Annotated in this window: 19 protein-coding genes; all 19 read left to right on the top strand. The window is 46.7% G+C overall.

Annotated features, from left to right (window positions below; all coding sequences use genetic code 11):
* Positions 1–13: 13 nt before the first annotated feature.
* The 19 genes from BBD42_RS25180 (at position 14) to BBD42_RS25085 (ending at position 25,442) form a co-directional block, all read left to right on the top strand.
* A complete protein-coding gene (locus BBD42_RS25180; RefSeq protein WP_099520390.1) occupies positions 14–1,465 on the top strand; it encodes a glycoside hydrolase family 32 protein in 1,452 nt (483 codons plus the stop codon).
* 46 nt (positions 1,466–1,511) lie between these two features.
* Positions 1,512–3,101, top strand: coding sequence for a type 2 periplasmic-binding domain-containing protein (locus BBD42_RS25175; protein ID WP_099520389.1), 1,590 nt, complete (start codon positions 1,512–1,514; stop codon positions 3,099–3,101).
* A gap of 95 nt (positions 3,102–3,196) precedes the next feature.
* A complete protein-coding gene (locus BBD42_RS25170) occupies positions 3,197–5,905 on the top strand; it encodes a sensor histidine kinase (RefSeq protein WP_172455620.1) in 2,709 nt (902 codons plus the stop codon).
* A gap of 4 nt (positions 5,906–5,909) precedes the next feature.
* Positions 5,910–7,412, top strand: coding sequence for a response regulator transcription factor (locus BBD42_RS25165; RefSeq protein WP_099520387.1), 1,503 nt, complete (start codon positions 5,910–5,912; stop codon positions 7,410–7,412).
* Positions 7,413–7,496: 84 nt separating this feature from the next.
* The gene (locus BBD42_RS25160) at positions 7,497–9,890 is read left to right on the top strand and encodes a family 43 glycosylhydrolase (RefSeq protein WP_099520386.1); all 2,394 of its coding nucleotides are present in this window, start codon (positions 7,497–7,499) and stop codon (positions 9,888–9,890) included.
* Between the two features lie 555 nt (positions 9,891–10,445).
* Positions 10,446–11,162, top strand: a complete 717-nt coding sequence (locus BBD42_RS32920) for a DUF5713 family protein (protein WP_481855900.1) — start codon at positions 10,446–10,448, stop codon at positions 11,160–11,162.
* A gap of 150 nt (positions 11,163–11,312) precedes the next feature.
* On the top strand, positions 11,313–11,816 hold the full coding sequence (locus BBD42_RS25150; protein ID WP_150131605.1) for a hypothetical protein: 504 nt from the start codon (positions 11,313–11,315) through the stop codon (positions 11,814–11,816).
* Positions 11,813–12,286, top strand: a complete 474-nt coding sequence (locus BBD42_RS25145) for a hypothetical protein (protein ID WP_099520384.1) — start codon at positions 11,813–11,815, stop codon at positions 12,284–12,286. Before BBD42_RS25150 ends, BBD42_RS25145 begins: the two co-directional genes overlap by 4 nt.
* A gap of 26 nt (positions 12,287–12,312) precedes the next feature.
* On the top strand, positions 12,313–13,062 hold the full coding sequence (locus tag BBD42_RS25140) for an Imm51 family immunity protein (protein WP_099520383.1): 750 nt from the start codon (positions 12,313–12,315) through the stop codon (positions 13,060–13,062).
* Positions 13,063–13,199: 137 nt separating this feature from the next.
* The gene (locus BBD42_RS25135) at positions 13,200–13,688 is read left to right on the top strand and encodes an imm68 putative immunity domain-containing protein (protein ID WP_099520382.1); all 489 of its coding nucleotides are present in this window, start codon (positions 13,200–13,202) and stop codon (positions 13,686–13,688) included.
* Positions 13,689–14,382: 694 nt separating this feature from the next.
* Positions 14,383–15,789, top strand: coding sequence for an ABC transporter substrate-binding protein (locus tag BBD42_RS25125; RefSeq protein WP_237163225.1), 1,407 nt, complete (start codon positions 14,383–14,385; stop codon positions 15,787–15,789).
* Positions 15,790–15,878: 89 nt separating this feature from the next.
* On the top strand, positions 15,879–16,166 hold the full coding sequence (locus BBD42_RS25120) for a response regulator (protein ID WP_099520380.1): 288 nt from the start codon (positions 15,879–15,881) through the stop codon (positions 16,164–16,166).
* Complete coding sequence (locus BBD42_RS25115; protein WP_172455619.1) at positions 16,144–17,532, top strand: helix-turn-helix domain-containing protein; 1,389 nt, start codon at positions 16,144–16,146, stop codon at positions 17,530–17,532. Before BBD42_RS25120 ends, BBD42_RS25115 begins: the two co-directional genes overlap by 23 nt.
* The gene (locus tag BBD42_RS25110) at positions 17,529–19,322 is read left to right on the top strand and encodes a sensor histidine kinase (RefSeq protein WP_099520378.1); all 1,794 of its coding nucleotides are present in this window, start codon (positions 17,529–17,531) and stop codon (positions 19,320–19,322) included. Before BBD42_RS25115 ends, BBD42_RS25110 begins: the two co-directional genes overlap by 4 nt.
* Positions 19,323–19,415: 93 nt before the next feature.
* On the top strand, positions 19,416–20,312 hold the full coding sequence (locus BBD42_RS25105) for a carbohydrate ABC transporter permease (protein ID WP_099520377.1): 897 nt from the start codon (positions 19,416–19,418) through the stop codon (positions 20,310–20,312).
* Positions 20,313–20,327: 15 nt separating this feature from the next.
* A complete protein-coding gene (locus BBD42_RS25100) occupies positions 20,328–21,212 on the top strand; it encodes a carbohydrate ABC transporter permease (RefSeq protein WP_099520376.1) in 885 nt (294 codons plus the stop codon).
* A gap of 314 nt (positions 21,213–21,526) precedes the next feature.
* Positions 21,527–23,542 carry a heparinase II/III domain-containing protein gene (locus BBD42_RS25095; protein ID WP_099520375.1) on the top strand — a complete coding sequence of 672 codons (2,016 nt, stop codon included), beginning with the start codon at positions 21,527–21,529 and terminating at the stop codon, positions 23,540–23,542.
* Positions 23,543–23,561: 19 nt separating this feature from the next.
* The gene (locus BBD42_RS25090) at positions 23,562–23,879 is read left to right on the top strand and encodes a cupin domain-containing protein (RefSeq protein ID WP_099520374.1); all 318 of its coding nucleotides are present in this window, start codon (positions 23,562–23,564) and stop codon (positions 23,877–23,879) included.
* Positions 23,880–23,930: 51 nt separating this feature from the next.
* Positions 23,931–25,442 (top strand): DUF5060 domain-containing protein, encoded by a 1,512-nt coding sequence (locus tag BBD42_RS25085; protein WP_099520373.1) that lies wholly within the window; start codon positions 23,931–23,933, stop codon positions 25,440–25,442.
* The last annotated feature ends 86 nt before the right edge of the window (positions 25,443–25,528 follow it).

Genomic DNA, 25,528 nt, shown 5'->3' with positions numbered 1-25,528 from the left:
GGATGTGCGCCATATGGATTTATTTAGACCAATCTATCATTTTACGCCCGAAAAAAATTGGATGAACGACCCGAACGGCATGGTCTTCTTTAACGGAGAATATCACTTGTTTTACCAGCACCACCCGGACGGCACAACGCCAGGGCCCATGCATTGGGGGCACGCCGTCAGTGCGGATATGGTGAATTGGGAACATCGTCCGATCGCGTTGTATCCGGATGAGAACGGGGTAATCTTCTCCGGAAGCGCGGTGGTAGACTGGGAGGATACGACAGGGTTTTTCGGTGGCAAGCCGGGCTTGGTCGCCATTTTCACCCATCATGACAAAGTGCCGGGAACAGAGCGCGTCAGGGAACGCCAAAGTTTGGCGTACAGCTCCGACTCCGGAAGAAGCTGGGTCAAATATATCGGCAATCCCGTTCTGGAGAGCGATCGGTTCATCGATTTCCGTGACCCCAAAGTGTTTTGGCATCCCGGCACAAAGCGGTGGGTCATGATTCTGGCCACGGGACGATCGGTCTGTCTATACCACTCCGCCAATTTGAAGGAATGGACCTTTGGCAGCGAATTTGGACACAATAACGGACTGAACGACGGGGTATGGGAATGTCCAGACTTGTTTCCACTGCCTGTCGATGGAGATTCTGCCCATACGAAATGGGTCATGATCGTCAGCGTCGGAGGAAGAGCCGAGCATGCCGAAGGGTCGCTCACCCAGTATTTTATCGGGGACTTCGATGGACAGACCTTTGTGAACGATAACCCTGCTGGCACCGTACTTCGGCTGGATTACGGCAGCGACAATTACGCAGGGGTCAGCTGGTCCGATCTTCCAGCGGAAGATGGACGCCGGATTTATCTGGCATGGATGAGCAATCATCACTATTGCACCGTTACCCCGACAGATGGATGGCGAAGCGCGATGACCGTTCCAAGGAGCTTGGCATTGGCATCCCAAAGCGGCAGCATTCGGCTGATTCAGAAGCCCGTCCGCGAATTGGAAATTCTTCGAACGCCTATTTTGGCGCTAGAGGAAACATCCCTCAGGGAAGCACACGCGCGTCTGGCGGACTTGAACCTTGAAAGCTTTGAAATGATTGCGGAATTTCATTCCGCCGAAGCCTCGGATGTCGTTATAAAGGTCAGAGCGTCGGATTCCCAGCAAACGGTAATTGGCTATAAATCCGAACACAATGAAATCTATTTAGACCGTACACGGTCCGGATTAATTGGCTTTCAAGAGAATTTTGCCGTCATTCATTCGGTGAAGCTTGAGGAGGAGAGCGAACTAATCAAGCTGCATGTCTTTGTGGATCGCTCCTCGGTAGAGGTGTTCGTCAATGATGGGATTGCCGTTATAACCGACCTCATATTTCCCGATACCGCGGCAACCGGATTGGGGTTATATGATTCCAAGGACGGTGGAGCTAAGCTCCGGCGGCTTGAACTGTATCAGTTAAGTTAGTTGCGATGAAAGGTTAGTTTCTATGAAAGCTTGAGGGGGCTGTACGGTGAAAAGGCGTATTTTTGCGATGCTTCTGATCAGTGTGTTTTTTGTCCCCATCCTTGGCGCTTGCAGTGCAAATTCGAACGATCCGAAAGAAGCGGACCTGCTCGCTTTAGCTCCAACTGCGAAGAATGCTGGAACGGACAATGAATCGGACCCTTTCGGCAAGAAGCTGGATATCGAAGTAATGGCTTGGTGGCCGATTATGGTGAATCCTGACGATGAAGTCATGAAGTTTATCAGCAAAAAATTCAACGTTAATTTCAAAGTTACGGTTGCCGACTTTCAGCCGAACATCGACCATTTCGCCATGCGAATCGCTTCCGGAGATTACGCCACTTACGCACTTGTGCCATGGTTCTGGATATCGGATCTTGGTGCTCAATACAAGGCTTTGATTGAAGATGGAGTGGCGGTCAATGTGTCGGAGCTTGCGGAGAAACATCATTTCATCAACATTTTGGATCAGCTAAAGCAAGCTGAGGAGCTCGGAACCAAGCCGATATACGCTGACGAAAACGGAGACTTTTATTCCATTCCGCGCAACGACGGTTATCCCAACCCGGGCTTGTTCATTCGCAAGGACTGGCTGGAGCAGTTGAATCTTGAAGTGCCGAAGTCCTGGGAAGAAGTGGAGAGGGTGTTAAAGGCGTTCGTTAAGAGCGACCCCGACGGCAACAAAAATATAGGACTTACTCTGAACGGAGCGGATGACCTCGGTACATTTGATCAAATTTTGACGACCTTTACCGGCGTACATTCGATGGGTTGGACGAAGCAAAGCGGGCAATGGACGCATAAAGTGCTCATGCCGGAATTCAAGGAAGGCGTGAAATTTCTTCACCGGATGTATGAGGAAGGTTTAATCGACAAGGAGTTTGGTTTGCTGAAGGCTTCTAACGCGCGGGAGAAATTTACGACAGGACGCGCAGGCATGATCATCCATAACGCGAACGGCATCGATTACAAAGATTTTATTCAAATTCCGCTGCAGCAATATAAGCCCGATGCGGATGTTACGCTGGCGGTTCCGTTCCCGTCAGGTCCGAAGGGGCAGGTCAGAAGCTCCGGCAGCCCTTACGGATCCACTGGCATATTGCTTGCCAATGAAAACGAAGAAGTCAGTGTCCGCATGTTGGCCATTCTCGATTGGCTGCTTACCGAAGAAGGAACGAATCTCAGCCTTAATGGTGTGGAAGGCATCCATTACGAGATGCAAGATGGAAAGGTCCTGTACAATGAGGAGAAGTGGCAGCACGACTTCGGCGGCATCGAGCATCATTTCATCCGCCAGCTGATCTTTCCGGGCATTGCCAAAGAAAAGTCGCCGCGAGTGCTTCCGATTCTTCACGACAATTATATGGACGTTATCGAACATGGCGTTCGCGAGGAAATTATTGGCCTCAATACGAACAACACGGCCAAATACGGCCCGAAAACAGAAGAAGTGTATACGAAATGGATTTCGAGCTTCGTAACCGGAGATGCGGATATCGAGACTGACTGGGACAAGTTTATTGGAGAGTGGACTTCGTACGGCTACGAGGCTATTGTTAATGACATTGAAGCTTTCGAGGCGGCGAATGCTAAGTAATTCAGGGGCGCAAGTCATCTATAGACGGCAAGCTCTGCTCGGGAATGTCGAAGCCTGCCTGCCGTTATATAAGCCCGCTGCGAGGATCGGATGCTATGACTTTGAAGCGAAAAGTTTTTTTACAAGCTCTTATGCTGCTGCTGCTTTGCGATGTATTATCGTCGGGGATCAGCTTCGTCGTGTCCAAACAACTGATTACCGATCAAATCATCGCATCCAAAAAAAGCGAGCTGCTGGCAATCGACGATCGGATTCGAGACACGTATTCGGTGGTGCGCGAGAAGCTGGAGCTGCTGGCAGACGATTACGATCTACGCGCCAAGATAACACCGATTGCGGGAAAGCCAACCACGTCTTACGAGAGAAGCGAGCAGATTGATCGCGTCCTCGATCGCTTGAGCGTGGAATTGTACCATATGAGAGAGCTTCAGAGCCTGAACGTCTTGGCGGGCGGTTGGCTGATCGGCAAGGGAACGACGGACTGGGCCGTCTACGACGAAGAGACGGCTGACCGAGACAAGATGGACACCGAGAAGACGAAGCGGGAGGCGCTTCGTTTGATAGCCAAGTCTCATACGAGGCAGAAGCTCCAGCCCGAGCACGTCATTGTGACGCGCGTCTCGAACGGCGTATATCTGGTCGGAGCGCTTGAGTTCGGAGAACTAATCTCAGATCAGCAGATGATGATCGAAATCCGGAATAAGGAACAACTCCCTGTCTACAGGCAAAACGCCGCGGGCGACAGCGAATCCGATATGGCGCGGAGCTCCTCTTATCTGGAAATACAGTACTCCTTGCCGCATAGCGACTTCGAATATTCGTTATGGATGAACGACAAGGAAATCGAGGCGAAATTTCGCAAACCCTTGTTCCATATCATTTTATTCAGCCTGTTCATTTTCGTTATCTTCGGCGCTATTTTGTATTGGAGCACCGACAGGCTGCTTCGCCCCATCAGCGCGTTCAGCAGCCTGTTGACGCATATTGAACATGTATCCCAGACAGACGAGATCGATCGGTTCATCTTGCAATACCAGCGCAGGTCGGGAATGCGAACACGGCTTTACGTCTATTTCTCGCTAGGCATCATACCGCTTTTCATCGTCATTTTGGCAAATTTCGTTATATTCAGAGACGTCGTCCTGACAGAAGCCCGGACGAAGGACTACGGCACGGTTCGGGAAATTCGGAGCAATATCGAATACAAGATGGAAAGCTACAGCATCTTCCTGAAAAAACTGTCCCTTGATCCTGCTATCCAGCAGGAAATGATCACATTGACAGCAAGCGCCGCGCCGTTCGGGGACAATAAGGACATGTCCGATTTGCTTTTGAACAAAGGCATCTTGGCCCATCATATCCGCTACATCCGATTCTACGACGAGGACTATCGGTTAATCTATACGAGCGATAACGAGGAACGTCTTGCCTCAAGCAATGACGCTTGGCAGCAAGCGCTCATGAACAAATTCGCCACCTACTTCTGGGACGCAGATAATGAAGGCGCTGACGAAGTGCGCAGGCTCGTCTTATACAGCAAAGTGAAATTTTTGCCGCAGCCGGGACGCGAGACGCGCGCCTTCAAGCAAATCGGCTATATCGAGATGGCGATGCAGCCTTTCTTCGACGAGAAGATCCAGTTGTCCGCCGAACGATCGAATCGCATTTTGTACTTGTTCGATCGCTCTGCCAATCTGATCTACTCGTCGAGCCCACACGAATTCGAGACGGAGCGAAGTGTTCGCGATTGGCTGGCGAGCACGGGCTTGAGGGACGGAGGGGCGGAGTTCGAGACACACTCGGCTAACGGCATGATGATCGCCGATAGCGCAGTACGCGCTTCGGATTGGCGTTTCGTCTACGTCATGCCTTCGAAAGGAGAGGCTTCCTCAAACGTTCGCATTCTGACTAGCAGCCTGATCGTTGTCGGAATGCTGCTGCTGTTCGCATTGACTTTTTCAGAACTGCTAATCAAGCAAATCTTAAGGCCGATGGCAAAGCTGATCCGGTCTATGGACGGCTTTGAGACGCAAAAGCTGAATCACCTTGCGCTGTATTTGGGCGACAATGAATTCGCTCATATGGCGCGCAACTTCAAAAAGATGCTGAATCGGCTCCACTCCATGAGCGAGGACATCAAGGAGAAGGAGTTGGAGCGTTTCGAGCTTGAGAAGCGGAAAAAAGAAGCCCAGCTGACCGCGCTCCAATCACAAATGAACCCGCATTTTTTGTATAACATCTTTACGTCCATCCACTTGCTCGTCAAAACCAAGCAAAATGACAAGGCGTCGGAAATGATTCAAGCGACCGGCAAACTGCTGCGCTTCGGTTTATACCGCGGCAATCAAATCATTCGTGTGGCAGAGGAATTGGAACATGTCGGTGCCTATATCCGGCTTCAGGAAATTCGCTACAATTCCCGAGTCAAGGTTGTGCAGCAGTATGAGGAAGGGATCGAGAACTACAAAATGCCGAAGTTTCTGCTCCAGCCTGTTGTCGAGAATGCGTTCGAACACGCCTCCAGCCAGGATAAACCGTTATTGCTTATCGTTCGTCTGAGGACCGATGGCAAAGATCGGCTCCTGATCTCCGTAGAAGACGATGGAGTAGGCATTTCAGGCAACAAGCTTTCGTCCATTCAAATGAGGCTCGCTTATTTGACACCTTCCGATCATATCGGCCTGTTGAACGTTCATGAGCGCATTCAATTGTTTTACGGCGCGAATTACGGATTGGGCATCGAAAGCGAGTACGGAAGCGGAACGACTGTAACGCTGACACTTCCATTGGTAAAGGAGGCTTAAAACGATGTTTTCTCTGCTCATTGTGGATGACGAAGAAATATTGAGAGAGGGACTGAAAGACGCCGTGCCTTGGGAGGACTGGGGATTTCAGGTCGTGGCTCTGGCAGGCAGTGGAGAGGAAGGGCTGGAATGCTTTGCCCATCTTCGGCCTGACGTGCTTATGACGGATATTAAGATGTACGAGTTAAGCGGTCTCGATTTGCTGAAAGCGGCCAAGGAAATGGACCCGGAATGCGAAGTTGTGCTGCTCAGCGGTTACGAGGATTTTCATTATGCGAAGCAAGGCATCGCTCTTGGAGCTGCGGCGTATATGCTCAAGCTGAATTTGTTCGATGAAGCGGAGCAAATTTTCCTGAAGCTCAGAGGCCGGCTGGAGGCGAGACAAGAGCTTGAGCGCAACCAAAGGGACGCGCTTCGGAAAAATGCAGCGGTCGAGCTGGGAAATCGACTGCGAGGCGAGCCTTCTTCGGCAGAGGAACTCATTGGCGATTACTTTGTCGCTGCCCTGCATACACCCGCAGGCATCGCCTCGCTGCATGCTGAGCTGAGCCGGGCAGCAGCCGACTTAGAATGGAGAATCGCGGAGATCGGAAAGAACATCCTTGTCGCTTGCATCCCCCGATCAGCTTCTGAATTAGAGCGGGATCTTCCATGGCCGGACGCTCAGCGCCAATTCATACAACTGATGGATGTGCACACTGACGTTATTGCAGGGATTGGTGCTAAGGTGCCAGGCTCCGCGATCGAAGTTTCGTTCAGGCAAGCTATGAAGATGGTCGATTACGGCTTGCTCCATGGTTCGGCTCGCCGTTATGCGTTCGATGAAATGGAGGCGTCACTAAGCGACAAGCCAGTAGAAGTTCCCAAGTACGACGACATCCAGCTGTGGATCGACATGAATCATATGGACTCACTGGTCCAGGCTTTGGACCGTTACATGTTGGCGGCGATCGATTCAATGGCAACGATTGCTGACGTGAAGAGGGTAGCGCTAAACGTGCTGCTGCGCTTGAACGAGAGATTGCAAGATAAGAAGCTTGACATTCGACCCGAATGGGAAGTTAACGTTCTTGCAGCCCTCCTAAACAGAAAGGTAGGCATTCTCGACATCAGAGATTGGCTGTTTTCTATCATTCATAGCCTTGCCGGGGTATGCAAGCGGGCGAAAAACGATTCCGGCAGCCAGCTCGAGCAAGCGATTCGGTTTATCGACAAAAATTATAAGCAAGACATCTCGTTGCAGGAGGTTGCTCTATCGCTGTACATGAGCCCTTCGTATTTTTCTGTGAAGTTCAAAGAGGCCGCCGGGATGAATTTTATCGATTACGTCACGATGAAGAGAGTGGAGCAAGCCGCGGCGCTGCTCGCCGGAACGAATAAGAAAGTTGTTGAAATTTCCAGAGAGGTAGGGTACGAGGACGAAAAATATTTTTCGCGCGTATTCAAGCGAGAGAAGCAGGTTTCTCCCGGGCAATACCGGAAAGAAAAACAGGTTTCTGAATTGTAACCGTTATCATAAAAAGACTCAGCAAGCTTGCAAAGCGGTATTTGAAGGTGCAAGTACAAAACAAATGCGAGAGGAAGATTTCGTATGAAAAAATCGATCGCCTTACTTTTTGCCGTTTGGATGGCGTTGTCGCTAGCTGTTGGGAGCGTCGCTGCTACCCCCACGACTGAGTTTCAAAACCCCGTTAACAGTGCCGGGGCAGATCCCTGGGTCTATTATAACGACAACGACGGGTATTATTATTACACACGCACGACCGGCGATGTCACGCTTTGGCGTTCGCGCACGTTGACCGGAATCGACAGCAGCGAGAAGAAGGTGGTATGGACACCTCCGAGCGGCATGTCTGACATTTGGGCTCCCGAAATTCATTCTATCGGAGGCAAATGGTATATTTATTATACGGCCAATTCAGGCTGCGGCGACTCCTGCCGTGGTGTCTACATTTTGGAAAACGCTTCGGCAGATCCATTCGCCGGCTCGTGGACGAGCAAAGGAAAAGTCGTCGGTACTGGAGCTGGGCTCGACGGCACTGTGTTCGAAAACGGAGGCACGCTCTACTTTCTATACGGCGGTTATGATTCCAATTGGTCGAGCATCTATATCGCCGCTATGAGCAACCCGTGGACGCTGTCCACCCCGCTAACTAAAATCGCGACGCGCGACCAAAGCTGGGAGAGCGATCTGGTCGAAGGACCTGAAGTTCTCAAGCGAAACGGCAAAATCTTCATTGGTTACTCGACTTTCCCGTGCTGGTCGGACAATTACCGGCTCGGCTTGCTGACGGCATCCGATACGGCTAATTTGTTAAGCGCCGCTTCCTGGACAAAGTCTTCTGGCTCCGTGTTCCAATCCTCCCCTTCGAACAACGTATACGCCACAGGCCATAACAGCTTTGCCAAATCAAAGGATGGCACGGAAGATTGGATTGTGTATCATGCCAATAATGAAACAGGGCAAGGCTGCGGACCTCGTCCGACGCGCATGCAGAAGTTCACGTGGAATGGGGACGGAACCCCAAATTTCGGCGTTCCTGTATCTCCAGCTGCGCGAACACAAGTACCTTCCGGCGAGTTTCGAATTGAAGGGGAACACGCGACCTTGCATAACGCGCTAGTTCATACGAAAGCAGGAGCATCTCACGGAGCAGTCGCCGGATATATTGACTACAGTGACAGCTACGCGCTGTTCGAGGGCATCAACGCGCCGGCATCGGGCCACTACAAAGTCCATGTGAGGTATGCGAACGGAAGCGGCGCAACCGCTACCCACAACGTATCGGTTAACGGAAGCACGCCGTTCCCGCTCAGCTATAATAACATCGGCTGGGATACTTACGACGTCAGCGTATTCGAGACACAGATGAAGAAAGGTTACCAGAACACAATCAAATTTGCGAAAGGAGTCAACTACGCGGAGATCGACAGCATCGAGCTGGAGTGGATAGGTCCGTCATTCGGCGATGACTTCAGCGATGGCAGCGACAATGGCTGGACAACATACGGCGGTTCATGGAGCGTTAGCGGAGGAGCCTATGGCGTAAATGCAGGAGCCGGCTTTAAATCAATCGCGAACGGCATCAACTTGTCGGACTTCGTTTATGAGGGCGAGCTGAAAATGGCGAGCGGAGGCGATGCCGGCCTGCTGTTCCGAGTGTCCGACCCGGCGATAGGCAGCGATGCACTGAAGGGCTACTATGCGGCGCTGAATACGAACAACACGGTCGTTTTAGGCAAGTTCAACTCCAACTGGACTTACCTGACAGGCGCTTCCTTCACCGTAACACCAGGGACGACCTATCGCATGAAGGTCGTCGCGAACGGAGCAACTATTAAAGTCTACGTTAATGATATGGATACGCCTGTCGTCACGCACAGCGACAGTTCCTATACCTCAGGCGGAATCGGCGTGCGCACGTACAATTCGGCGGTGACATTCGACAACCTGACGGCAACGCCGGTGTTTGCCGACGGCTTCAGCGATGGAAACCCCGACGGCTGGGCAGCTTACGGAGGGACGTGGGGGATTGGCAGCGGGGCCTACACGGTAAGCGCCGGCAGCGGTCATAAATCTGTCTTTTCTACTTCGTCGTTCGGCAACGTAGTGTATGAAGGCGATGTCCGCATGACTACCGGAAGCGGTGATGCCGGCCTTTTGTTTCGCGTGTCCGACCCGGGATTCGGCGCCAATAGCTTGAAGGGATATTACGCTGCGATCAATACGAACGGCTCCGTCGTTCTCGGAAAATTCGATAACAATTGGACCTACATTACAGGCGCAAGCATGACGGTAAATACAGGAACGACCTATCGCCTGAAAGTTATCGCCGATGGAGCACGTATTCGCGTGTATGTCGATGACATGGCTGCGGCCAAAATAGACGTTACGGATTCATCCTTCGCATCGGGCAGCCTCGGCTTGCGGGTACACGGTCCAGCAGCGGCTTTTGATCAGCTTTATGCTGAATCCAGAGGTTAACAGCGCAAGATACCGTGCAGTTGCCAGATGAATAGAAACTACAGTCGAAGCCACGCTTGGTAACTTTGGATGTACAAAGTCCATCTTAAATTCGAACCACTATAAAGACCATTTCGATTCATATATCGAGATGGTCTTTTTTCATTTTCACATTACCAGAAAGATTCAATGTCCCAATACCACTGTTAAGTTATAGAGAAAAATGAAAGAAGAGACTCATCCTCCTCCTACGAGGATTGCATAAAAGTGGAGATTAAGTTAATCGGCAGATTAATTCAATCGAACCTATCACCTGCCCTTGTCATAGGTTATAATTGGAAGATTAAGACTCCGGTTTACTTGATAGAGGATGCAGATATCGGACATACAGGCCATTGTATTGGATTTAGACTGGAATACACATTATGGTTGCAGCGGCACATCCGCCTCAAGTGGCTAATCCGTTTGCAACGAATTTTCCTGAAAGGATAGCAATTTTTAGCTCATTGAAATTTGGGGAATATGTATTGGTATTTACGAAGTGTTACTATTTTACAAACGAAAAGAGGCAGAGTGATGGAGAAAGACCCGTTCGCACAACTTAATATTTGGCATGAAGAAGATGAACATGAAAAAATAATAGATAAAATTATGGAAATTCCCCAATCAGACAGAGATTATAATACGATCAGTTTATTGGCAAGAGCTATGAATAATCTGGAACGTTACGATGAAGCGCTTCAACAGCTTTTGACGATTGCAAAACTAGGCGAGGCTGACCCTCTTTGGCATTTTCGCGTGGGCTACTCCTACTATTATCTTGAACAATATGAGGAAGCCTTAAGAGAATTTGAAATTACAGATAAGCTAGATCCAGGAGATAAACCGACTTTAACATTATTAGATTGGAGCCGAGGTAAAATCGAACGAAAGTCAGACAAAATGAAACCATCGGTGCTAACTGTGCAAAATAATAGCAGTAAGTCAATTGACTATTTAAAAGATATGTATATTGATGGATATTTCCCTGATTTTCTTGTGGATAAAGTCAAAGCTGAACTTGTTAAAGTTGTTGAATTTTTGGAACAAGGAAATCAAGATATCGAAGAAATTCAAGCACAGCTTGATTTCGCCATCCAAGCAATCAATGTTATTGCAGAAGAGTTTGACGAAAATGACAGCGAAATTGAAACGGTTGCGAGAGAATCAATTGCACAAACTGTTGAAGATATTTTAGCCTTTTTTGGTATCGACATAGATACAGAAGCAGCCATTCAAGAACGTGATTGGTAGGGAAGACGAGGGATTCGAGGGTGGCGGTTGAATTTCAACTTGAATAACGCCCTATTCATTTAGATTTTGGACAAGGAGGGAAATAGCATATCCATCTATTTTAATATTTCAATGCCTGTTATGGATTTTCTTGCTGTGAGCCATCAGATAATGCTGAGCCATGGTGTTAAACTATATGCCGAAATATTTGTTAACGTACAGGGTGACCGTCAATATTCATCTTTAGAAAGTGAAAAAAACGATTTGTTCTCCAGTTATTTTAATGATTCTGCGTATAACTCTTTCTTCTTTTCCTGCTACCCTTTACAAGATATAACCCAAATAAACGAATTTGGATATTTTTACGATGAACCAAGCTCTTATTCTATTGAAGTTAAAGGCGGCAGAGAAACCTATAAAAGTCGAGAACTTATACAAATGCGTATGATATCAAAAAATCCTAACAAACAAATTCAATCCTTTTATCGAGCATTACAAAGAGACTTGAAGAAAATTTCAGGATTGCAAAAGCATACCCAAAAGAACTATTTTTTCTTGCCAGCGGAAAAAATTATAATTCCTGCTAATCCACAATCACAGAACACAAGAGATCATTGGGAAGACTTTTATCTTTCAAAAAGTGAGAGTGTTGAAATAAGGGGGGATTTATTATGAATTTTTTTGTTGCGGAACATTGGAATCTTGAAAAGCATGAGCTGCCCGGCATGAATTGCATCATCTTTCCAAATGGGACTGTAACCATTTTGAATTGTTACAGCACATATAACCCTAACACAAAAGAAAGTGCATTTTTTTGCTCGCCCTTGTGTGACACCACCATTGAAAGCATAGCAAAGTATAATGATGATTATTGGACGATCGTTGATGAATGGGTCAGCATTGATTATCAAGACGGGAAAATCTATGGCGGTGATGGTCAAATGGGCAATGAAGGATTTATTGCTTGTACGGATGCTGAAGACCGTCTGGTATGGGGAATATTTTTTGAAAATTCAAATCCTATAAAAAGCTTAGAAATGAAAGATAAAACCCTAATCGCTATTAATGAGCATACCGAATTGCAAATTGAAATCAACTTAGAAAACCTCACCCAAATTAAAATGACTTGCTTAAAATCCAATTAATTAAAGTTAGAGGAGAGAATACAAAGATGGATAAGGATCTATTAAAGCAGCTCACTCTTTGGCATAACAAGGACCAGTACGAGAAAATCATTAACAAAATTATGGAAATACCCGAAGCAGACAGGGACTATGACTTAGTTTGCCATTTGGCAAGAGCATTAAATAATCAAGAAAATTATCATGAAGCGATCCAATATTTTTTATCTGTGCAAAAGCAAGGCGAGCACGACCCTCTTTGGCATTACCGATTAGGCTATGCTTATTATTACCTTGAACAGTATAAGGAAGCGATAGCTGCGTTTGAACAAGCTGTAGCACTAGACCCTGAAGATGCACATGGCAGAAGGTTTTTAGAAATGAGCCGCAACGCTGCTGATAGAGCAGGAAATGAAACTATCCATATCGTTAAAGTTGAACAGGATGAAGGTTTGTTAGAAGTTAATGAAAAAATAGACCCATTTGGGCTAGTTGCTCATAATAATGGAAGCACATCTATGATTTTAAGTGTTGGCAAATATAAGCCTGATATTTTTCAAACGCGAGCCGAAGAAGGATTTGAGGGCAATGGCTATGATTGGGGTTCATTAGCAGCCGTTTTTCTTGAAGAAAAAATGCCTCATTTAGTTGATATTGTGCGATTTGACCCTGAAGCCGATATGTTCGCTGCTTATTCAGACAATAGAGAAGCCATACTTAGTTTTGCAATCGCGTTTAAGGAAGCATGTGAAGATGACTCATTCATAAAAGACCTATTTTCACGAGCCGAATTAGATTAATTCGAATATAAAGGTACAACATTTTTTATTATCGGATCAAGTTTGTGCCATTTCCCAACGCCACAAGCTCGATTACGATAGATATCCCATTTGATTTGGAAAATTAGAATGCCTAAAAAGAAAGCAGAGATGATCATATGTACATAAGCAAATGGTGGGGAGATTTAATTGGCGGTTCCGATGATTCGCTGGCATTAATAGACTATTTGGAGCATTTGGACTTAACGGATGTGACGCTCAATCAGATTTTAAAGGACTTGGGCTTCGATATTCTGCTTTCTGAGGGGGACTTGAAAAACGGCGGAAATATTGGATTTGATAGGAGAAGTGCTAACGGCAACTTTCGGGTAGAGCTTGATATAGCTTGCGGTGCTCTGATCGATCTTTCAGCCATTGTGTTGGAAAGTCTTAAATCAGGCTATGTCGATTTGCATGATTTGGATGAAGCTAGGCAGCCGCGCAAACTTTATATTGATGCCTCTGAAGAAAATAGAAACCTGCTTCGGGATGAATTGAACAAGTTTTCCCGTAATCCGCTGTCCTACGATTTAGCCGAGCTTGTTCCGACCGATGATATGAGGGCGCTTGCGGAAAAGGCAAAAATGATTGCAGACGAACTGTTATAAGGTAATTTATTCAAGGCAGTTGGGGGTAATGTACCGTCAACAGTAACTGACAAATATAATCGGTTCGAAAGCGATAAGCATTGACTTAAGAAAATCAATGAAATCAACTAAAACTCCGTGCTTGGCACGGAGTTTTAGTTTTCGTTGTACAGGGAGATCCAATCTGATTAACCTAGTTGCTGCGAACCATTGAACTAAAAAAACGGCCTTCACCATCAGCTACATTTCGCCCCTGCATTTCGTGGTGGACACTGGCGCTATTAGCAGGGCCGCCAAGGTTCGAAACGGGAACCGGCGCGACATTCGTCCCTACAGAATATCAACTCCGGCACGTTGAGGGTATATCTGGCATCTGGAGAAACGAGCTTTTTAAACGGCGTGTTGGTTAAAACTGAAATTTTGTTAATCAAAATTTAAATAATAGGTATATTTATTTTCATGATTTAAAAGGCTATAAGTAAATGGTTACCTATAGCCTGCTTATTGCAGAGAAACCCACATTTTTCGAAAATGATGGGTTTTGCTTTTTTTCTGGGGGCAGTTCCGCATCGCTAATTTCTATTGAAAAATTCGACGAAGCTGAACAAATAGTTGGTTCTCACCACTCTCACCATCGGCTTGCATCACACGCTGATGTGTCCAATCCGATTATGATCATAACGTAAGGATATACAATACAAGGGAGGTTATTCAGTTGTTTAAAAAAACAGGACTCGCATTAATGACAGCTATTTTGGTTTTCTTGGTTGCCGCATGCAGCTCTAACCATTCAAATGAGAACAACAGCTCGAGTAAGCCTGGCAGTTCAGGGGGAGGAGCCGTCGCTTCAAAAACCAAATTGCTGTTCTGGACATTCGGCCGGGCAGATCTGGACTTTGTGAAAAGCCGCATCGAAGAATTCAATAAAACGAACAAAGACAATATTGATGTTGAACTTGTTTCTATGTCGGAAAATTTCAAGCAATCATTTGAAATGGCGGTTGCAAGCAAGCAAGCCCCAGACATTTTTATGCCAGACACTGCGAATTTCATTGATTTTGCCAAAAAGGGATATTTCGAACCGTTGGACGAATACATGAGCCCGGAGATGAAGCAGCGGTACGAGCCTACCAAAATTGAAGGTCTCAATGCCTACGAAGGGAAAATCTATTCTCTGCCGAATGCTGGCTTCACCATACGCTTGGTGTACAATAAAGATATTTTTGACAAAGTTGGCATTGCCAATCCTCCTGCAACGCTGAAGGAGATGGTAGAGGATGCTCAGAAAATTACGGAGTTCGGAAAGAAAGACGGCATCTACGGCTTTGCTTTGAATTTCAAGAACCCGAACAGCGCCTTTGAACGCTCAGGCGTCAGAATTGCTCAAGCCATGGGGCTGGGAAGTCACGGCTATGACTTTAAGCAAGGCAAATTCGATTTCAATATGTACAAGGATATTGTTCAAGCCTTCAAGCAAATTAGGGATGATGGCAGTATGCTGCCCGGAGTGGAGTCGCTGGATATTGATCCGCTTCGCGCCCAATTTGCGGCAGGCAAGATCGGCATGTACATTTCTTATGCGGCTGAGGTGGGTGTATATCAATCGCAATTCCCGACCACTATTAAGTGGGCAGCTGCTCCGGTTCCAACTGTTGACGGTACGATGGCGGGAGCGGTCGGTACGAACGGTGGAACCAGTTGGATGGAGATCAGCAGCTCTTCTGAGAAGAAGGAACAGGCCTGGAAGCTCTTCGAGTTTCTGCAAAGCGATGAAACGATGGTTCCATATGCGGAAAAGGGGCTTGGAATTCCACTAGCACCCGGTGTTTCGGAGAAGGTGCAGTTGAGCGGCGATATCTATGGTCTGGACTATTTCCTTCCAACCAAGTACGACGCGATGTGGCCTGTCGCTCCAACCGGCTTTTTGACGCTAGACGGAGTACCATATGCCGACACCTTCTGGAAGTATATTCTGGTAGGCGGCAAATGGGAAGAAGTCGTGAAGGATTTGAACGATCGATACAATACTGCTTTGGAGAAGGCAATTAGCGGCGGTGAGATCAAGGACCCGAAGGATCCTGAATTCGATGCGAGCAAATTGCAAGGGTCATTGGCGAAATAAAGTCTATCTGCTATAGGGCAAGAATACGGTCATTCCCCATGGGGGATGGCCGCTTTACTATATAGGTCATCAGGAATGAGGGAAATGAGATGGCAGATGCGCAAATGAATCCGATAACCTTATTGATCATCGACGATATTCCAAGTGTGGTGGAAGGATTGGCACAGCAAATCCCTTGGACAGAGTATGGTATCAAGGTTGTCGGTACAGCAAATAATGGAGAGCAAGGATTGGAATTGTTAAGACAAGCATTGCCGGATATTGTGCTAACCGATATTCGCATGCCGAGGCTCGATGGTATCGACATGGCCCGTCGCATGTTTCAATATCATTCGGCTTGCAAATTTGATATTCATGACAGGTTATGCCGATTTTGAATATGCCCAGCAAGCAGTTCGGCTCGGCGCCTTCGACTTTATTACAAAACCATTCTCAATGGAGGATGTGCTTGAGGTCGTATGGAATGCTCGAGATCAGGTACTTGTCGAAAAGAGTCTGAAAGTGCAGCACAGCAAGCTGCAAGCAAAAGTGAACGAAAGCATGCCGGTGTTGCGGCAAGAATATTTTAGACTGCTGGTTCATCATCGCGCCAATGAGCAGGAAGTGAGCCGCAGGTGGGATTTTTTGGAGATGGATTTGAGTAAAAACAATCTTGCCGTCATGGTAGCGGAGGTCGACCAATTTCGCGCCAACCGTGAATCGCTTGCAATTGGCGAGGTAGAACTGACTTATTTTGCAATACACAATATCCTCGAAGAGACGATCCGGAGCTTCACCAAGGGATATGTCATTCGAGAGTCGGTCGACCGAATTCTGCTTATTTACAATACGAATGACAATGACTTAATGGAGAGTCTGGCCGAGTCGTGCTATAAAAATTGCCTTCGGTATGCCAGAAAGTCCATATCCATCGGTGTTGGCAACGTGGCAGACACTGTACAAACTTTGCCTGATTCTTATCAGGAGGCAAATACGGCGCTCACTTATCACTTCTACACAGGTGACGGAGGAGTCATACGCTACAGCGATATCGCCAATTATCAGCAGAGTAACGCAAGATATCCGGCTGAGGAAGAGAAGGATATGGCGGCTGCGATCCTCCTAGGTAATGAAGAACTAGCGCTAGCTATTCTCGATCGCTTATATAAGCAGATCCGGTCCGATAAGCCTCTGTCCCACCCCCTGTATCAATCATTTGTATTGTTTGGCATCGCCAATGTGCTGATTCGCTCTCTGCTGGAGAAAGTCGCTTATGAGGAAGTCTCGGAACTGGAGAGCAGGGTGCGCGAGCTGCAGGGAAGAGGAATTAGTGTCATTGAAGAGGCGTACCATCTAATTCGGCTCATATGCCAGGAAGGATGCCGATTGATCAACAGCCGACTGTCCACCGAGACGTATCAATTGATTGAACGGGCTCTGCGTTACATTGAAGAACATTTGCATGCAGAATTAACGGTAAATCAATGCGCTTCACACGTCTATTTGAGCGGGAGCTATTTTGCTAGCTTGTTCAAGAAGGTGACGGGCAAGAGATTCAGCCAATACGTAACCGAATTGAAAATTAATAAAGCCAAACAAATGCTGGTCGGTGGAAATACGATTCAAGATATCGCTTCAGCACTAGGGTATGAGGAACGGAGAAATTTTAGCGACATGTTCAAAAAGATGACCGGCATGACACCGTCCGAGTATCGGGCCACCCTGGGCTATGCTCCCGGAAGCGGAGGAGATGAAGGGCTATGAAATCGTATTTCTACCGTCTTTCCTATAAAAATCGTATTCGACTGGCCTTTACTTGCTTAATTTTGATAGCGGTATCAACGACCAGTATTATGACGTATTATATGACTTCGAGAATTATGGCGGATAAGGCGCTTGAGTCCAGTCAAGATATGCTTTACAAGTCCGCTCAGGCGTTCGATGAGAAGCTTAGGCATCTCGCCGTATCGCTGTCAAATCTTCTAATAAGCGATGCCTTTAAGGCAATGGTCCGCTCTTCCGAATACGGAGAAACTGAGTCCTACTTCAAGCATTATTCTGCCCTTCAAGTTCCATTCATGCAGCTGCGCTTGAATGAACCACTAATTCGCTCGGTCTTGCTCGTTACACCGATTGGGGAGTTTTATCCCCCGCCGGACGCTCGTGTAACTCAGAATACGTTTCGCGACAGCGAATATTATAAACGCTTCGATGCTCAACATCGAACGATGTGGATAGAAGGGCACGCGGACCCATTCTTCTCTGACCATGATCGCGTCATTTCCCTGATCTTAGGAGGGATTACTGATAATCCGCAGCTTGAGGTGTATGTCATTGTCAATATCAGCGAGGAGGGATTAATGGACTATTTACTTGAAAATGCAAATGAATATCGCGATGGAATCGCTATCTTGGGGACAAATGGTCAACCGTTGATGGATCAGCCGTTTTTTCAATATGAAGATTTGGTATCCGAGCCGTCCATTTTGGGACAAATAAGCCAAGTATCCTCTGGCTCATTCGACCATCGCGTGAAACAAGATCGGCTCCTCGTCACTTATCAACGTTCCAAAGTCATCGATGATTGGGTTCTTGTCAGTATTAAGAAAAGAAGCGTTGTATTGCAGGAGTTGAAGAAAGTTCAATGGATTGTCGTGGGGGCTACCGGATTCAGCGTTCTGCTAGCACTTCTCTTGTCCAACTTGCTTGCCCATTTCTTATCAGGACCGCTCATCAAGCTCAAGAAGCTGATGCGCGCAGCTGGTGATAACAATGATTTAACGGTAAGGTTTGTTAGCCCTTACCAGGATGAGCTGAGTGTGGTCGGCGAGCAGTTTAATTTGATGCTCAGCCAAATATCATCGTTAATTCAAGAGGTGAAAACCGTTGAGGCTGACAAGCGAAAGACTGAAATTAAATCACTTCAAGCACAAATTGATCCGCATTTCTTATACAACACCTTAAACGCGATTTATTGGAAAGCAGGATCTCAACAACGGGTATCGGAAGTCCAACAAATGGTGATGTCGCTTTCAAAGCTGTTTAAACTTGGCTTAAACAACGGCCAGGAGTGGACTACAGTAGACAAGGAGCTTCAGCATGCGGAGCATTATTTGAAGCTGCAGGCCAACTGTTACCAGAATCTGTTCCAATATGAAATTCGAGTGGAAGATCCGGATCTGCTTCAGCTTTCGATTCCCAAAATCATCATTCAACCGCTTGTGGAAAATTCGATTATTCATGGATTTAAAAATTGGGATACCGGCGGCCGCATTCTGATTAGGGTGTACAATGATCAAAATCATTACTTAGTAATGGAAGTCAGGGACAATGGTAGCGGAATGGACACGCAGCAGATTATGCGCGATCTCCAGCTAGACAACTCATCGGGGTCGTTTGCTTTACGAAATGTGTACCAAAGGCTGAAATTGTATTTCGGAGATTCCATCGAGATGGTGCTTGCTGCTGCTGACGGGGAGACGTCTGTCATCCTGCGAATTCCGTATAACTTTAATGACAGTAAAGTTGAGTTGCACCCCTTTGTAAATCAATGAGCCGCACACGCTCCTTCATTCGTTTAGCTTATGATGAACAGGAGCAAGCAAAACAGATGTGCACACATTAATTCACAAGGGAGGAACTGCACCATGAGTCTCAAGAGCAAGCTCGGCGTCGCCTATCTCTTTACGCTTCCGAGTTTTCTTCTGACAGTTGTTTTTGCCGTATACCCGATTATTTGGGCGATGCGGTATATGTTTTTTGATTATAAGGGATTTGGCAAGCCTGTTTTCGCCGGTTTGGATAATTTCACCAGGCTGGTTCATGATCATTTATATTGGGAGGCTGTTCTCAATACATTTGTCTATGCGGGTGGGAAGCTGCTGATTACGATTCCATTGTCGCTGGTACTCGCCGTCATTTTGAACCGTGCGATCAGAGGAAGACAGATTCTGCGAGCTGTCTTTTTTCTTCCCACTATATTCAGTGCTTCGGTAATGGCGGTTGTATTCTATGTCATCTTCAACTCCTATAATGGTTCATTGAATGAGCTGTTATTAAGTCTTCACTTGATCTCTTCACCTGTTGAATGGCTGGGAACCAAATATGCGATGCTGACGGTCATTATCATTGCATCTTGGGGTGCAATAGGAAATTACATGCTTATGTTTCTCGCAGGTCTGCAAGGAATCTCCAATGACTTGTATGAGAGCGCTTCACTCGACGGGGCGGGCGAGGTACAGAAATTTCGTTTTATTACCGTTCCGATGCTCGGTCCAGTTATGCAGATGATTATCATGCTCGCCATTACGGTATCCCTGAAAGGCTATGAGAGTATTATGGTGCTTACGGAAGGCGGGCCGATCGGCAAAACGGATGTCATGTATCTGTATGTTTACCGGCTATTCTTCCCGGTATCGACTGGTTCGTCAGTCAATCAAGATTTTGGTTACGGAAGTGCGGTTGGGTTTACAACGGCTGTTATCGTCGGAATCATAACGGGACTATATTTTTTCATGTCCCGCAAAATAAGCAAGATTTACTAGAACAGGGGTGCAACGATGTCGACAAAACATCTGCCATTAACGCGGCAACGCGTCGTATCATCACGATTCAAGAAATCATTCGGCTTTATCCTTCTCGGGGCTTTTCTGCTGTTAATGGCGCTCCTAATGGTCTATCCTATCGTCATGGCCGTTCTTGGCTCTTTGAAGACCAATGCCGAAATTAATCTTGGAGGAGGACTGTTGCCGAAATCCTTGCAATGGTCCAATTATAAGGATGCATGGGAGGGGGCGAATTTTAGCCGATTTACCTGGAACAGTCTTTTGATCTCAGTGACAACTACGATTGGCACGTTACTGGTTGCTTCATTTGCCGGATATGCCGTCGATCGTTTTCGTTTCCCGGGGAAGAGGCTGTATGTATTGCTTCAATCTGCTACGCTTTTTATTTCAATCGGAGCTGTAGTTCTCCGTCCCCAATTCGATCTTATGATGGCAATCGGATTGAATAAGTCGCTGTTGGCAATCATTCTCATCCTCGTCGCTGGGCATGCGCAGACATTTTTTATTCTCATTGGATTCTTTCGCTCTATACCGAAGGATCTCGATGAGGCAGCATTGATTGACGGCTGCGGGTATTTCCGAGTCTTTTTCCGAATCATTTTGCCGCTTCTCTCGCCAGGAATTGGCGTTGCCGGGTTATTTGTCTTTCGTGCCGCCTGGAATGAGTATATTATGCCGCTTGTATTTACGATGAGCACGCCAAGTCTCCAGCCCCTTACAGTAGGCCTTGCCAATTTGAGATATGGGTTTGCGGGAGCGGCTCAACAGACGAATCTTATGATGGCAGGAGCATGTTTGTCTATCTTGCCGATTTTGATCGTTTATATTTTTACCAATCGGTCATTTATGCAGATGTCGGCCGGCTCGGTTAAAGGATAAGTTAGAAATGATAAAACACACGTCGGATCGATAATGATCCGGGCATGTGTTTTATTTTTTTGGTGGTGCCTAGTGCAATACAGAGTGTTCATATCGCCATTTAACAGTTGATTCTCACCCCCTCTAGCATCGGGTAGCATCACACGCTGTTGGCCCAGAAACAATTATTATGAATATAAAATAGCAAGGTAATCAGATGGGAGAGCGAGCAAGCACATGACTAAAAAACACCTGCCTATTCACAACAAATTGCGCGTAGCTGCCAAGGAACGCACAGATGGGGAACACAGAGAAGCACAAGGGGGAGGTGCAGGATGATTCAGTTCAGCGAGCAAGAAGTCGACTCGTTGCGTCAGAGAGCGGCTGGGAACGATCGTATCATTAAGAAACTGTTGGCCCGGGTGGAGCCTGTGCTGAAGCACGGGGTTAACATTCCGGAAAAGGCGGTCGCGACTTGGACGCTCTATTATTATTGTCCGGTACACTCGGTCGGACTTGAGCTTCGATATGAAGACGGTTCGCGGCACAGGTGTCCGGTCTGCGATAAGGATTATGAGGGCGAGCCGTACGATGGGGCGTGGTGGAGATTCGTCAACGGAATCAATGCGGATTCCTGCTACGATCTGGCGTTGCTTTGGCTGCTAACTGGCGAAGAGAATTACCGATCAATTGCCGAAGCGATATTGTTGCGGTATGCGACCTATTATCCGAGCTATGAGATTCATGGAGGAATTCCATACAATAATCCAGGGAAGGCCAATGCCCAAACCTTGTGCGAAGCCGTCTGGATACGCAGCTTGGCGATGGGATACGACATCATTAAGGAAACGTTAACCATGCAGAACAGGCAGCTGATCGATGATAATCTTTTCACCCTATGCGCAGAATTACTGATGGAATACCGAATGGATCAAATCCATAATCATGAAGTGCTTGTCGGCGGGGCAATGGGCATGCTGGGAGTACTGCTTGAGAGGCCAGATATTATGGAATTTGCAATTCATACCAAATACGGCCTGGTGTATCAACTGGAACATGCTGTGCTGCAGGACGACTTCTGGTTTGAAGGAACGTTTCATTATCATTATTTCGCTTTGGAAGCATTCATGGTTTATGAGAAGTTCGTGAGGCGTACGCCTTATGGGCTGTTGCAGCGACCCGAATATCGCAACATGCTGAAAATGCCAATTCGCCTTTTACAGCCAGAGTTCAAATTGCCCACGATAGGCGATGGAGTCGGTGATATTTTGCGGGAACACTTGCCTGCTTTTTATGAGTTTGCTTATACCGTCTATGGGGACTGGGAATTCGCCTGGATGTTGAATCAGCATTATAGAACTCACGATAGAAATAACCTCGAGGCCTTCCTATATGGCGTGGATGAACTGCCAGCAACTTCGGAATTTAACCTGCAGGACTATCATGACAACGAGCATTCTGGTTTTACCGTCTTCAGAGGCAAAGGCCAGCGGTATTTGTTGATAAAGCATGGCAAATATGGCGGAGAACACGATCATTACGACAAGCTGGGCATTCAATTCTCGGCCTTTGGCGAAGATATCATCCCCGATCTGGGAACAACCGGATATGGCGCGCAGCTTCATTACGACTATTACAAAAATACGGCAACCCACAATACCGTTGCGATCAATGGAGCAAACCAGCCTCCAGCCAATGGGCGAACAATTAAATACGAGCGGCACGGCTCACAGATTCTGCTTGAAGCCGAAGCGGTTTGGGATGGCTCGTTCCCCGGTATCGATTCTTTGACGCGCGTCGAATGGAGCGAAGCGGACTATTCCAATATAAAGATGCGACGGCTGATCTTATGGCGGGATCGCTATTTTGTTGAGGCATTTCTAGTGGAGAACGCCGCAGGAAGAAGCGTTGATTGGATTGTGCATAGCAGAGGAGAGCTGGGCGGCGTGCACAATGAGACAGCGCTCAAGGAGTATCCGGCACTGGATGCGAACAAACCGCTCAAATATGTCCGTGAGGTACAGCGCCACAAGCCGGAAGGAACGATGCATACGAGCTGGAAGTATCGCAACTGCACAACGAGTCTCTTCAGCTTCTGCACGGAGCCTCATCTCGTCATTTATGCTATGGGGCCAGATAATCCCTCGACCAGCGAAATTTCCTATATGTTAAGCCGGGTTGAAGGGGGCAATGACGTTTTATATGTGAATGTGTTTGAGGCGTACGAAGATGATAGGCCGTATATTCTGAATGCATCTATTAAGTCAGTGGACCGGCGACATGTATCCGTCATACTGGAGACGGAGGATGGACGTAAGGAACACCAGTTTGAGATCGGATTGGCAAACTAGATTTGTTGGAGGAGCGAAAATGGGGACGAATATTGACGTATGGGAATCGGCAGAGCCCGGAGTAAAGCGCAAGATTTTGACGGCTTCGGGACAATTAATGACGATGGAAGTGCACTTTGAAGCGGGAGCGGTCGGGCGTGACCATAATCACGTTCACGAACAAATCAGTTATTGCTTATGGGGCCAGATTGAATATCATCTTGGGGACGAGACTCGGCTGCTGCTGCCGGGAGATGTTATCTATGTGCCAAGCGGGGTAAAGCATGGCGTGACCGCCCTGGAATCTTCCGCTCTTCTGGACATCTTCACGCCAATTCGGGAAGATCTTCTACGATAATCCTGATTTAATTAGCCAATAAATAAATAGTAAAGGTTGAGGTGAACAAAAATGAAATTTATAGAAAGCGTTGAGCAATGGAATATTTTCGAAATCGAGCTGCAGGCCTCTCATACGTTCAATAATCCTTTCAAAGACGTTAATCTTTACGGGGAGTTTTGGAATGGAAAAGAATCAAAGCAAATGAGAGGGTTTCATGATGGGGGCTCTACTTGGAAGCTCCGATTTATGCCCGAATCGCAGGGTGAATATCGTTTCAGACTATATTCGGATTATGGCAACTTTGAAGGATTAGAGGGTTCATTCGTAGTTGCAGCCCCTTCCCCTGGGAATCACGGGCCTATCCAAGTAACGGGCACGCACTTTAGTTATGCGGACGGCAATCCGTTTTTTGTCATGGGTACTACCGCCTACGCATGGACGTACCTACCAGAAGAAAATAGACTGCGGACGTTGGATTCATTCCAAAAGTATGGCTTTAATAAAATTCGTATGCTCGTATTTCCAAAATACATGCGCGGTAGAGGCGAGAACAAAGAATTTGAAATTTCGTACGAGCCGTCTGTATTCCCATTTGAAGGAGAACCTAATTCTTTCGATTTTCAGCGGTTTTGCCCTGGGTATTTTCAAAATTTAGAAGATCGGATTATGGATTTATTAAAATTGGGAATTGAAGCGGATGTGATATTGTTCCATCCATACGATTGTTGGGGAATTGACGCTGGAATGCAGCAGGATGATCAGCTGCTATATATTAATTATTTAATTGCGCGATTGTCTGCATATAGGAACGTATGGTGGTCTTTGGCTAATGAGTTTGATGTGGATAAGACGCCCGAGGGTAAAACTTGCGTTCGGATGGATCGTAAAGACTGGGATTTGTTCGGTGCGACAATTAAGGCTAATGACCCGCACAGTCACCTAATTTCCATTCATAATATTCCGTTTGGTTTTATTTATCCTAACCGTGACTGGATGACCCATGTCAGTTATCAGCATCCAGATACTTATACGCTTGCTCTTGAATTAAAAAACAGATATAAGAAACCGATCGTGAATGATGAATATCAGTACGAAGGAAATATTAAAGAAGAATGGGGCAATAATGACAGCGAAACGACTGTATTTCGTCATTGGCTTTCAGTAATGGCCGGTTCTTATGCAACTCATGGCGAAGTTATTCAGCTTAACGACAATGAACAAGATCTTTTTTGGGCATATGGCGGTACATTGATAGGCAAGAGCGCACCTAGACTCAAGTTCATGAAGCAAATACTAGAAACTTGCCAGTTCCAATACATGGAACGGGATCCATTAAACACGGAGGGGCATCACTATTTCACTTTACACCGGGATATGAAGGAATATTTAATATTTTGCCGTTATGATCTACCTGGTAAAGGTTTGTGGTGCGGACCATTTGATGGCACTGAATTAGAGTATGAGGCAATCACATATGATGCTTGGAACTGCAAGGAAATGGGGAGAGAAAATGTTACTAATACCCGTAGCTTACCAATTAAGGCATGGACAGTTTATCACTTAAAATATGTAGGACAATAGTTAGTGTAATTGCTAATAGAAATGGAGCAATACATTGCGAATCAAAATCAACTCTTCAGAAGGAATTCATCATCGTAACGAAGAAA

Source organism: Paenibacillus sp. BIHB 4019 (assembly GCF_002741035.1).
In the GTDB taxonomy this organism is placed as follows: Bacteria; Bacillota; Bacilli; order Paenibacillales; family Paenibacillaceae; genus Pristimantibacillus.
Note: the sequence above shows the minus strand (reverse complement) of the source record. Positions and strands in the feature narration are given on the sequence as shown.